Consider the following 12,446-nt stretch of genomic DNA (forward strand, 5'->3'; position numbering starts at 1 on the left):
ACGACGATTTCTCCTCCAACGCCACCGTACGCAAAGTGTTCCGCACCATTGACCGGCCGGCGCGGACCCTCCCGGAATTCCGCCGCCGACCGGGTGTGCGGTAATGACGCGCACTTGTGAAGCCGGGGAAAGAACCGCCCATTCTTTCCCCGGCCGTGCGCATTTCCCCCCGGCCGGGATTCCGTTCGGTGTCCGCAGCCGTTTCCGTCATTCAAGCTGCGATGATCCTGCATTGCTTCCAAGGGCTACGCAACCCACCGCAATAGACTGTTCACAATCCGCGACGGCAAGGGATTGACCGAAAGCCGGACTTGTGCGCAGGGGGCCGCCGGAGTATCCACCGGGGCCGGCGGCGTCCGGTCAGGGCTTCGACGCCCGAACTGATGGCCGAAAACCGTGCTCGTCAGGCCGCGTCCGCCGCATTCGACACATTCCCGTCACACTCCCGACCGATGGCGCGATCCCGTCGTCCGCGACAGGTCCGCCCCGCCGGGTCGTTCAGGGCCTGCGGCCGTGGAAGGTGCGGCGCAGATCGCTCACCCAGGCGTCCGGGTTCTCCCAGGGGATGAAGTGGCCGCCATGGTCATGGGCGTTGACGTTGACGTGGTTGAACCAGCCGGCCTGCGGGCCGGACCCGAAGGCCCGGACGCGCTCGTCGGCGGTGCGGACACCGGGCGGGTTCTCGTAGGTGACGAAGGTGAGGCCGACCGGGGCCTGTACGACCGGGGTCCGGTCATGGGCGGGGGTCCAGGGGTAGCGGTTGGCGTTGGCGTAGTAACGCATCGATGTGGCGATGGAGTTGTTCACCCAGTAGATCGTGGCGTGGGTGAGCAGATCGTCCTTGCTGAAGACGGACTCCACGTCACCGCCGTTGTCACTCCAGGCGTCCCAGCGCTCCAGCAGCCAGGCGAGCAGTCCGGCGGGCGAGTCGCTGAGGCCGTGGGCCAGGGTGGCACCGTCGAGCATGTGCACGGCCAGGTGGGGCGCCCAGCGGTGGTCCAGTTCGACGATACGGGCGCGGACATCGGCGCTCTGTTCGTCGGTGAGGGGCCGGTTCCTTGCGAAGTCCCAGGCGCGGGGGCCGTTGAAGAAGTCGAGCGGCAGCCCGGAGCCGATGTGGATGCCGTACAGCTCGTCGGGGTACTTGTGGCCCAGCTGGCTGGAGACGATCCCGCCGATGTCGCAGCCCCCGGCGGCGTACTTCCCGTATCCCAGGGTCTCGGTCATCAGGGTGTGCCAGAGGTCGGAGACCTTCCAGAAGTTGATGTCCGGGAAGCCGGTGAGCGGGCCGGGGAAACCGAAGCCGGGCAGGGACGGCACGATGACGTCGAACGCGTCGGCGGGGTCACCGCCGAACGCGGCCGGGTCGGCGAGCGGGCCGATCACCTTCGACCAGTGCCAGAACGTCCACGGCCAGCCGTGGGTGAGGATCAGCGGGATCGGACGGGGTCCGCGCCCGGGTTCGCGCATGAAGTGCACCGGGACACCGGCGACGCTCACCTGGTAGTGCTCATGGACGTTGATGGCGGCTTCGGCCTCGCGCCAGTCGTATCCGTCCCGCCAGTAGGCGACCAGCTCACGCACACGGCTCCCGGGGACGCCGTAGGACCCGTCCTCGTTCCCCTCGTCCAGTGGCGGACGGGTCAGCGCGAGCCGGGTGCGCAGATCGTCGAGGACCGCGTCGGACACATGGATCGGGGTGGGCTCCAGGGGGAAGGCGTGCGGGGTGGTCATGGCGTGGTTCCTCACCGGGTGAAGGAGGCGGATTCCTCGGCCTGTTGGGCTCCGACGGCCCGACGATTCCACATCCGCCCCGGGGGCACCGATTCCCTATCCGCGTGGGGGCGCTGCTCCCAGGTGTTCCCAGATGTCCGCTCGTGACGTCGTCACCGAGAGGCGCGGAGCAGGACCGGTACGCCTCGTCCACCACCGTCATACGGATGCCACGTGGGCACGACCGCGTACGACGAGCGCGCCGCCGTCGAGGCGGCGGGTTCAGACGAAGGGCCGGGGTGGGCGGGAGCCTCCCGCGCCCATATGGCGCCGCAGCGCCAGGAAGCCGATACCGACCGTCAGCGGCCAGCACACGGCGAAGGCCCAGATCGCGGCCGGGCTGGCGGTGACGACGCCGAGGATCAGCAGCCCGAGCGAGGCGAGCCCGCACAGCGCGAGGATGCGCCCGCCCGCCGGCCGCTGCGGCAGTCTGAACCGCATGCCGAGCAGACCGAGCCTGCGGTGCAGCGCGCGGTCGCGGTCGAGCACGGACTCGATACCCCTGAGGGCTTGCTGTTCCCGGTCGGTGAGCCGGTCGGCGGCCATGGTGATCACCCCGGTGCGCTTGTCCTGCGGCAGGGCCTTCCCTCTCCGGCGGGGCTTGCGCGGACGCGCTCCGCGCCCTGGGCGGGAGCGTCACCACGCACGGCACCCGGCACCGCCGACGGCACCGCGGGCGGCACGTGTCGCGCCGCAGGGGACACACCACCACGCCGAAGCGCTGGCACTCCCTTGTCCACGTGCCATTTTGCCCATGCAGACCGCTTTCAAACGCTTTGCTGGGAATGCCGGGAACGGCGGGGCGGGGGAGTTCCTGGCGGCCCGCCGGTCCCGTCCCCTTGAACGCCGCAGAGCCGGGAACGGTTTCCGTGCGTGCCCGGAGCGCCGCTCTGCGTGTCCGTCGGGCATGGGCGCGTTCCGCCCGGCGGACCGCCGCCATAGCGTCCCGGGACCCGGCGTCCCAGCCGCAGACCGGCCGAACTCCGCTCACCGGCCGGGGGTGGCCGAAGCCGCCCGTCCCGGGCCCGGCCCCGCGCAGGGCCCGTCGGCGGCGATGCGGGCCGGGCCCGACGGCCTGTCCAGCGGCGAGCCCGTCCGGGCGCACCCGCGCGGACGGTGACCCGGTGCGCGGCCGGCGCGGCCGGAACCGCCGTCCGCCGGGCCGAACATGACCGAGAACACCCGGGCGACCGCCGCTCCCCCGGGCGCTCTGGTTCTTTTCGGCGTCCGGTGCCCGTCGGAGCGTCCGGACGCCGGGCCGGGCGGTCGTCGGGGAGCGGTGGAGGGCAGGCGTCCCCTTTGCCCGGCGGTCCCGGCCGCGCCGCCGCGTCCGGCCGCGCCTCCCGGGGTCCGGGCGGTCCGCCTGACGGGCCCCCGGGACCCGTGTGGTCCGTGGGATGAGATCGACTTGAAGCCACCCATGGGACGTTCTTTACATGGCCATGACCACTGCATCACCATTCCGTTGCCGGTACGGACACACCCAGAGCAAGGAGAGTTCGTGGCCAGACGCACACCGGGGCGGCGCGGCAGGTTCGCCGCCCTGACGGCCGGGTTCATGGCACTCCCCCTTCTCCTCGGCGCCGCGCCGGCGGCGGTGCCGCCGGACCCCGGCGGGACGGAGGCGGCGCCCCCGGCGTTCCGGGACAAGACGGAACCGGGACTCCGGGCGCAGCTCGGCTCCCGTGAACGGGCGACCTTCTGGGTCACGCTGGCCGAGGAGGCCGACTCCTCGGCCGCCCGCCGCGCCCGGGACAAGACGGCCAAGGGCCGTACGCTGCTGGCGGCCAAGCAGAGCCACGCCCGTGCGACCCAGGCCCCGTTGAAGGCGCTGCTGGACGGTGCCGGGGTCCGCCACGAGTCGTTCTGGGTCACCAACACCCTCAAGGTCACCGCCGACGAGGCCCTCGCCCGGAAGATCGCCGCCCGCCCCGAGGTCGCGTCCCTGGCCGCCGACGATCCGGTGGTCCTGCCCGATCCGCTGCCGGGCGACGGCAAGCCGCGGGTGAACGCCGTCGAGTGGAACATCGACCGGATCAACGCCCCCCGCGTCTGGTCCGAGTTCGGGGCGCGCGGGGAGAACGTCGTCGTCGCCACCATCGACAGCGGGGTCCAGCTCGGTCACCCCGCCCTGCACGACCGGTACCGCGGGCTGAAGGCGGACGGCGGCTACGACCACGCGTACAACTGGTACGACCCGGGCTGGGTGTGCGGCCCGACCAAGCCGTGCGACAACACCGGTCACGGCACCCATGTGATGGGCACGATGGTCGGGGACGGCGGGCCGGACCACACCATCGGGGTCGCGCCGGGCGCCACCTGGATCGCCGCCAAGGGCTGCGAGGACACCCGGTGCACCCGTGAGTCGCTGCTGCGGTCCGGCGAGTGGATGATCGCGCCGACCGACACCAACGGTCTGAACCCCCGGCCGGATCTCGCCCCGCACATCGTGAACAGCTCGTGGGGCAACAGCTCGTCCGACCCGTGGTTCAAGCCCGTCGTCCAGGCGTGGCGGGACGCGGGCATCTTCCCCGCGATGTCCAGCGGCAACAGCGGCTCGCAGTGCCAGGCCACCGGGTCGCCCGGCGGCTACGCCACCACGTACTCCAGCGGCGCGTTCGACGCGAACAACGCCATCGCCTCGTTCTCGGCGCGCGGCAGCGGCGAGGAAGGCGCCGTCAAGCCGAACCTCGCCGCCCCCGGTGTCGATGTGCGTTCCTCGTGGTCGGACGGCACGTACCGCCCGCTGTCCGGGACGTCGATGGCGACACCGCACACCGCCGCGACCGTGGCGCTGATGTGGTCGGCGGCGCCGAGTCTGCGCGGTGATGTCGCGGAGACCGAGCGGCTCCTGAACCGGACGGCGATCGACACGGAGGATCTGAGCTGCGGCGGCACCCCCGAGCGCAACAACGTCTGGGGCGAGGGCAGGCTGGACGCCCACGCGGCCGTGTCCGCCGCGCCCCGGGGTCCGGTCGGCGCGGTCAGCGGCGGTGTCACCTCCGGTGGCGCTCCCGTCGCGGACGCGGTGCTGGACTTCGTGGGTCCGGTGAAAGCCCGGGCGCACGGTGACGCCCAGGGCCGTTACCACGCCAAGCGGCTGGCGGCGGGCGAGTACGCGGTGACGGTGAGCGGATTCGGGTTCACCCCGGTCACCGGCACGGCGACGGTCACCGCGAACGGCACCGTCACCCGGGACTTCTCCCTGGAGCGGGCCCCGGCGGCCCGCCTCACCGGACGGGTCACCGGTGCTTCCGGGGCCGAGCGCCGGGCCGTCGTGGGTGTGGTGGACGCGCCAGCGTCGGCCACGACCGCCACCACGGGCGCCGACGGCACGTTCTCGCTGGATCTCCCGCAGGGCACGTACGACATCGCCGCGTCACCGGACCACCGGTGCGCCGCGGTCGCCACCGTACGGATCGAGGTCCGCGGGAACACCGTCCACGACTTCAGGACGCCGCCGCGCACCGACGGGTTCGGTACCAGCTGCACGGTCGCCACCGACGTGCCGTTCCCGCGCGGGACGAAGCCGATCACCTTCCCGCACACGGACCGGGCCGTCAGCACCATCGATCTGCCGTTCCCGGTGCCCTTCTACGGCCGGACCCATCGCGGCGCCGCCGTGTCCATCGACGGGGTGCTCGGCTTCTCGGATCTGCTCCACTCGGGCAACAACACCCTGCTGCCCCGGGCGGGCGCCCCCGACAACGCGCTCTTCCCGTACTGGGACGACCTCGTCCTGGGTGCGGGCTCGGGCGTCCACTGGGCTGCCTCGGGCACCGCGCCGCACCGCGAGGTCACCGTCGAGTGGCGGGATGTGGCGCTGGCGTCCTCGCGCGAGGTGCGGTTCTCCTTCGCCGCGGTGATCGGGGAGGACGGCACCGCGTCGTTCCACTACGAGAACGGGCCGGGCGCCGGCCTCGCTAACGGGGAGAGCGCGACGATCGGCGTCGAGAACCCCACGGGCACCGACGCGCTGATGTACTCGTTCAACAGCTCCGTGGTCCGGGGCGGGACGAGCGTCCACTTCCGGACCGGGGACACGGCCGTGCTCTCGGGGACGGTCACCGACGCCAACGACGGCAAGCCGGTCGCCGGGGCCACCGTGACGGCCGGGGGCCGGACCGACACCACCAGGGCCGACGGGGGCTATCTCTTCCAGCTGCCGCCGTCCGCCGCCCAGGATCTCGCGGTGGCCGCCCCGCACTACACCGCGGCGACCCGGCAGGTCCGCGGGGAGGCCGGCGGGGTCACCGTCACCGATGTGGCGCTCGGCACCGCACGGATCACCTCCGAAGCCGCTTCGGCGCACCTGGTCGTCCCGCCCGGGGAGCGGCGCGCCCGTGACCTCACGCTCACCAACACCGGCTCCGCCGGCGCGTACACCCTGACGGAGGCGACGGACGAGCCCTGGCTCACCGTCTCCCCCGCCGGCGGGGAACTCGCCGCCGGGGGACGTACGGCCGTCACCGTCACGGCCGACGCGTCGGGGGTCGCCCCGGGGACCGTCCTCACCGCGACGCTGAAGCTGGCCTCGGACAGCGGGCGCAAGCCGGTGACCGACATCCCGGTCACCGTGGTCGTGCCCGCCTACCGGACGGCCGTGGACGCGGGAGCCGCCCGCGCCCTCACCGACGCGCACGGCGACACCTGGACCCCCGACCGCGCGTACACCGCCGGAAGCCACGGCCACCTCGGCGCCAGTACCCGGCTGACCACCAACCGGGCGCTGACCGGGAGCCCGCTCCACGACCCCGCCCTCTACCGCACCGCGCGCCAGGACATGCGGGAGTACCGCTTCGACGGGCTGCCGACCGGTACCTACCGGGTGGAACTCGGCTTCGCGGAGCTCGCGGGCAAGCGGCCGTCGCAGCGGGTCTTCGATGTGACGGCCGAGGGCAAGCTGGTCGTCCCCAACCTCGATCTGGCACTGGAGGCGGGCGTACGGACCGCGCACGACCGGGCGTTCACCGTGCGGGTCACCGACGGACAGCTCGACCTGCGGTTCGACCGCACGGTGGGCAGGGCCCTGGTGAACGCGATCCGGGTGACCCACCGCCCCGATCTGACCGGCTGACGCCCCACCGGCACCTCATCGCCCGCACGGCACCGCCCACGGCACCGGGGCCCGACACCCCGGTGCCCCGGTGACGGCTGCCGGGCGGTATCCCGCCCCGCCGCACGGGGGCCCGCGGGGACGGACACACTCACAGCTAGGAGAGTTCGTGGCCAGACGCACAAAACCGGGACGCGGCACGAAAGCCGTCCTGACCGCCGTGGTGACGGCGGGTTCCCTCGTCCTGGGCCTCGCCCCGGCGCACGCGGCGCAGCCCGGCCCGTCGCCGTCGGCCGCCGCCTACCGGGCCAAGGCCGACAGCGGGGTCCGCGCGGACCTCGACCGCACCGGCAGGGCGACCTTCTGGGTGACCCTGGACGACGAGGCCACCCTGCCGTCCGGCGTCGCGGCACGGACCAAGGCGGAACGCGGGCGGACCGTGTTCACGGCGAAGCGGGCCCACGCCCGCGAGGCCCAGGCTCCGCTGAAGGCCCTGCTGGACGGCGCGGGGGCGACGTACGAGTCGTTCTGGATCACCAACACCCTCAAGGTCACCGCCGACCGGGACCTCGCCCGGCGGATCGCGGCCCGGCCGGAGGTCACCGCGCTGAACCCGGACGAGGCGGTCTCCGTCGCCGACACGGGCAAGGCGACCGCCCCTGTGAGGACGGCCACGCCTGCGAAGGCGTCCGAGGTCCGCAAGGCACCCAGGACGCCTGAGGCAGGCACGGCATCCGAGAACCGCGAGGCAAGCAAGGCATCCGGGGCGTCCGGGGCGGGCAAGGCGTCCGAGTCCCGTGCCGCCGCCGCGGGCAAGGCCGCCGCCGCGCCCGCCGACGAAGCGGTGTGGAACATCGAGCGGATCAACGCCCCCCGGGTCTGGTCCGAGTTCGGGGTCCGGGGCGAGGGCATCGTCGTCGCGGACATCGGCACCGGGGTCGGGCTGGAGCATCCGGCGCTGCGCGACCGGTACCGGGGGCTGACGGCCGACGGCAGCTACGAGCACGCGTACAGCTGGTACGACCCGATGAACTACTGTCCCGGGAACGCGCCCTGCGACACCTCCTTCGTGGGCACCTCGGCCGTGGGCGTCATGGTCGGTGACAACGGTCCGGGGCACCGGATCGGTGTCGCTCCCGACGCGGACTGGATCGCCGCCAAGGCGTGCCAGGCGATGGGCTGCGCCGTGGACTCGATCCTGCGGGCCGGGCAGTGGATGATCGCGCCGACCGACGCGAGGGGCGCCAACCCCCGCCCGGACCTCGCACCGCACGTGGTGAACAACTCCTGGTGGGTGAACAACACCAACGCCTGGTTCAAGCCGGTCCTCCAGGCGTGGCGGGACGCGGGCATCTTCGCCTCGTTCCCCAACGACGGGGGCGGCCCCCGCTGCGAGTCGGCGATCGGTGTCAGCGGATACGCGGACGCCTATGTCACCACGACCTTCGGCGCCGACGGCGCCCTGCACGCCGAGTCGGCGCGCGGCTCGGGCGAGAACGGCGCGGTGAAGCCCAACATCGCGGCGCCCGGGGTCAACATCCGCAGCGCCGGACGGGACGGCGGCTACGCCCTCGTCACCGGGCCGGGGATGGCCGCGTCGCACACGGCCGGGACGGTGGCGCTGCTCTGGTCGCTGGCGCCCGGCCTGCGGGGCAAGGTGGCGGAGACCGAGCGGGTGCTCGACGGCTCGGCGATCGATGTGGACGACACGAGCTGCGGCGGCACGCCGGCCGACAACAACGTCTGGGGTGAGGGCAAGCTCGACGCCCGTGCCGCCGCCGCGGCGATCCCCGCCGCGCTGCACGGCTCCGCCGGTGGCACGGTGACCTCGGGCGGCGGACCGCTGGCCGAGGCGGCCGTGGCCTTCTCCGGTCCGACGAAGGCGCGGGTGCGCAGCGACGCCTCCGGCGCCTACCGCGCGCCGGTCCTGGCGCCGGGCGACTACACGGTCACCACCACGCTGTTCGGCTATCTGAGCCGTACGGCGCCGATCACCGTCGGCGCGGGCGGGCACGTCACCCACGATGTGGCCCTGGACGAGGCGCCGATGGCGCGGCTCACCGGACGGGTCACCACCGCGTCCGAGCCCGAGGGGAACGCGCTGGTCGCCGTCGCGGGGACATCCGCGTCCGTGCGCACCGCGCGGGACGGCAGTTGGGCGCTGCGGGTGCCGCACGGTACGCACGGCCTGACGGTGACCGCCGACCACCGCTGTGCCGAGACCTCGACCGTCCAGGTCGGGGTGACCGGTGACACCGTCCGGGACGTCGGTCTCACCCGGCGGACCGATGTGTTCGGCACCACCTGCACGGTGGAGAGCGGCAGGGCGTTCCCGACCGGGGACACGAAACTGCCGTTCCATATGCCCAGTTTCTCCATGTCCACCTTCGATCTGCCGTTCCCGGTCCCGTTCTACGGCCGTACGTACCGCAAGGCCACCGCGTCGCTCGCCGGGGTGCTCGGCTTCGGGCGGATGAGCACCCGGGCCAGGAGCGCGCCGCTGCCGGACATCAGCGTGCCCGACGGGGCGGTCTACGCGTTCTGGGACGATCTGGCCGCGGAGGCCGATTCGGGGGTGTACTGGTCGGCGGGCGGCACCGCGCCGCACCGCACCGTCACCGTCGAGTGGCGGAACATGCGGCTCATCATGAGCAATCCGCAGGAGCGGGTCTCGTTCTCCGTGGTGGTCTCGGAGGACGGCACCGCGTCGTCCCACTACAAGAACGTGACCGGGGCGAAGGCCAACGGTTCCAGCGCCGGGATCGGCGTGGAGAACGCGACCGGCACGGACGCGCTGCACTACTCCAACGACGAGGGTCTTCTGCGCGACGGGATGAGCATCCACTACCGCACGAACAGCGCGGTGGTCGCGGGCAAGGTCACCGACGGCAACGACGGCGAGCCGGTCGCCGGGGCCACCGTGACGGCCGGGGGACGCAGCGACACCACGGGACCCGACGGCCGCTACGCGTTCCAGGTCCCGGCGCCGGACGCGCATCAGGTGACGGTGAGCGCCCCGGACCACACCTCCACCGAACGGCGGCTGACCGTCGAGCCCGGCGGGACGACCGTGACCGATTTCGCCCTCGACACCGGGCGGGTCACCGCCGACACGGCGTCGCTGCATCTCGTCGTCCCGCCCGGGGAGCGGCGGGTGCGGACCGTGGAACTGGCGAACTCCGGCTCCGTGACCCCGTACAAGATCGCGGAACGCGGGGACCAGCGCTGGGTGTCGGTCGATCCGCCGTCGGGTGAACTGGCCGCGGGGGCGCGCAAGTCGCTCGGCGTACGGTTCGACACCACGGGGGTGGCCCCGGGTACGACGCTCACCGGGACCTTGCGGCTGAGCACCTGGAGCGGACGGAAGCCGGTGATCGACATCCCGGTCACGGTGGTCGTGCCCGCCTACCGGGCGGCTGTCGACGCGGGAGCCACCGGCGCCCTCACCGACGCGCACGGCGACACCTGGACCCCCGACCGGGCGTACACCGCCGGAAGCCACGGTTACCTCGGTACGAGCACCCGGCAGACCACGACCCGGACGCTCACTGGGAGCCCGCTCCACGACCCCGCCCTGTACCGCACGGCACGCCAGGGGATGTACGAGTACCGCTTCGACACCGTCCCGAACGGCACCTACCGGGTGGAGCTCGGGTTCGCCGAACTCGCCGACCAGCGGCCTTCGCAGCGCGTCTTCGACGTGATGGCCGAGGGCGAGCTGTTCGTCACGGATCTCGATCCGGCGCGGGAGGCGGGCGTACGGGCCACGCATGACCGGGCGTTCACGGTACGGGTCACCGACGGGCAGCTGAATCTGCGGTTCGTCACCAACTCCGGGAAGACACTGGTCAATTCGGTACGCGTCACCGAACGGTCCGATCTGACCGGCTGAGCGAGGAGGACACCTCACGATCGTGCGGACCGGGCGCCTGGGCGGCCGGTCCGCACGGTCGTTCCCGTCAGGTCCCGCCGTGGCCGACCTGTCGTGTCCCAGGGGCGCGGTCAGTCCCGGCGCAGCACGGCCCGGCCGACCGCCGGGATCTCGAAGAAGTAGCGCAGGGTGCCTGCCGGGGTGAGTGTCAGCTCGATCGGGATGTTGTGGTCGCAGCGGTTGGCGCGGTTGCTGTCGAGCTGCTCCCGGACGACGAGTTCGCCGCCGTCGCGTGATTCGAGGACCCATTCGCCCCCGCATTCCAGGGTGGGGTAGTCGACGGTGGCGACCGGCTCGCCCAGTTCCAGCTCCGTGCCGGGGAAGACGGCCTTGACGGGGTACGACAGGCCGTTGTCCTGTTCCACCGTGCCGCGCCAGGTGCCGCCGAGTGCGGTGTCCCCGGGCGGGGCGGAGCTGCCCGCGGTGGGCGCGGGACGCGGCGGTGAGCCGCCGTCCAGGCCGGTGCCGGGGTCCGTCTGACGCATCAGCAGGACACCGGTGAGCGCGCCCGCGAGCAGCAGCACCACGGTGGTCAGTCCGAGGACCACCACCCGCTGGCGGTCGGCGGTCCGTCCGGGCGCCGCTGTCGGCCCGTACCCGGCCGCCGGGGCGGGCGGCAGGGGAGGGAGGGGCGGCGGGGGCCGCCCGGGAGGCCCCGGCGGCTGCGGGACGCCGGCGGGGAAGGCGGGGGCGGTCGGGCTGTAGGGCACGACCGTCGGCGCGGTGTCCAGGGTGTACGACAGGAGGTCCGGGTCGTGCAGCCGGGAGGCGAGACGGTCCACGTGCCCGGCGATGTCCGGGGGCAGATAGGACCGGGAGCCGCGGGTGGCGGTGTCCCGGGTGCGGTGCATGATGTCCGCCGAGGTGGGCCGCTGGGACGGTTCGGGGTCCAGACAGGACCGGACGAGGTCCCGCAGCCCGCCGGTGATCCCGTACAGGTCGGGGGCCTGGGACAGCACGGCGAGCAGTCCGGCGACCCCGGAGTCGTCGGCGGTGGTGAACGGGGTGCGGCCCGTCGCGGCGAACGCGAGGACCAGGCCGAGGCAGAACACGTCGCTGGCCCCGGTGATCGAGGCACCGGTCAGCTGCTCGGGGGACATGAAGCCCGGGGAGCCGACGACGACGCCGGTGCCCGTCATCCGTCCGCCCTCGACGGCACGCGCTATCCCGAAGTCGATCAGCGCGGGACCGTCCAGGCCCAGCAGCACGTTCGACGGTTTGACGTCCCGGTGGATCAGTGACCGCCGGTGCAGGGTGTCGAGGGCCTGCGCCAGACCGAACGCCAGGGCCCGTACCGAACCGCCGGGCAGCGGACCGAACCGCTCGGTGGCGTCCTGGAGCGAGATCGAGGGGAAGTACACGGTCGCCACCCAGGGAACGGCGGCCTGGGTGTCGGCGCCGAGCACCCGTACCGTCCAGGGGCTGGACGCCGTGCGGGCGGCCTCCACCTCGCGGGCGAACCGGCGGCGGAACTCGCCGTCGACCGCCAGTTCGGGGCGGATCATCTTCACCGCCGCCCACTGCCCGCGCGCGTCCCGGCCCAGGTAGACCCGCCCCATACCGCCCGCGCCGAGGCGGCCGACCAGGGCGTAGGACCCCACGGTTCGCGGGTCTTCGCCGCTCAGCCGTTCCATCCGCCGTCCCCTCAAGAACCGCCGCCCCCGCCGCGCCGTCCCGGAGATCCTG

Annotated in this window: 5 protein-coding genes; 2 read left to right on the forward strand and 3 right to left on the reverse strand. The window is 73.1% G+C overall.

From position 1 onward, the window contains the following. Positions 1–498: 498 nt before the first annotated feature. Together AB852_RS12180 and AB852_RS12185 are read right to left on the reverse strand one after the other, a co-directional pair. Positions 499–1,734 (reverse strand): epoxide hydrolase family protein, encoded by a 1,236-nt coding sequence (locus tag AB852_RS12180; protein ID WP_073786908.1) that lies wholly within the window; start codon positions 1,732–1,734, stop codon positions 499–501. Between the two features lie 261 nt (positions 1,735–1,995). Then, positions 1,996–2,319, reverse strand: a complete 324-nt coding sequence (locus tag AB852_RS12185) for a DUF3040 domain-containing protein (RefSeq protein WP_073787792.1) — start codon at positions 2,317–2,319, stop codon at positions 1,996–1,998. Positions 2,320–3,274: 955 nt separating this feature from the next. Here AB852_RS12185 and AB852_RS12190 point away from each other — a divergent pair. Both AB852_RS12190 and AB852_RS37790 read left to right on the forward strand, forming a co-directional pair. Beyond that, positions 3,275–6,850, forward strand: a complete 3,576-nt coding sequence (locus tag AB852_RS12190) for a S8 family serine peptidase (RefSeq protein ID WP_245876731.1) — start codon at positions 3,275–3,277, stop codon at positions 6,848–6,850. A gap of 148 nt (positions 6,851–6,998) precedes the next feature. Next, positions 6,999–10,721: a carboxypeptidase regulatory-like domain-containing protein gene (locus AB852_RS37790; protein ID WP_143201219.1), complete on the forward strand. Its 3,723-nt coding sequence runs from the start codon at positions 6,999–7,001 to the stop codon at positions 10,719–10,721. A 110-nt stretch (positions 10,722–10,831) separates the two neighbouring features. Here AB852_RS37790 and AB852_RS41325 read toward each other — a convergent pair whose 3' ends face one another. Next, positions 10,832–12,394, reverse strand: coding sequence for a serine/threonine-protein kinase (locus tag AB852_RS41325; RefSeq protein WP_073786910.1), 1,563 nt, complete (start codon positions 12,392–12,394; stop codon positions 10,832–10,834). Positions 12,395–12,446: the final 52 nt, after the last annotated feature.

This window comes from Streptomyces uncialis, from assembly GCF_001905345.1.
In the GTDB taxonomy this organism is placed as follows: domain Bacteria; phylum Actinomycetota; class Actinomycetes; order Streptomycetales; family Streptomycetaceae; genus Streptomyces; species Streptomyces uncialis.

What these genes read in the sequence shown, in the direction of transcription:
- AB852_RS12180 (WP_073786908.1), bottom strand. Translation starts at nt 1,734, where the DNA reads ATGACCACCCCGCACGCCTTCCCCCTGGAGCCCACCCCGATCCATGTG.
- AB852_RS12185 (WP_073787792.1), bottom strand. Translation starts at nt 2,319, where the DNA reads ATGGCCGCCGACCGGCTCACCGACCGGGAACAGCAAGCCCTCAGGGGT.
- AB852_RS41325 (WP_073786910.1), bottom strand. Translation starts at nt 12,394, where the DNA reads ATGGAACGGCTGAGCGGCGAAGACCCGCGAACCGTGGGGTCCTACGCC.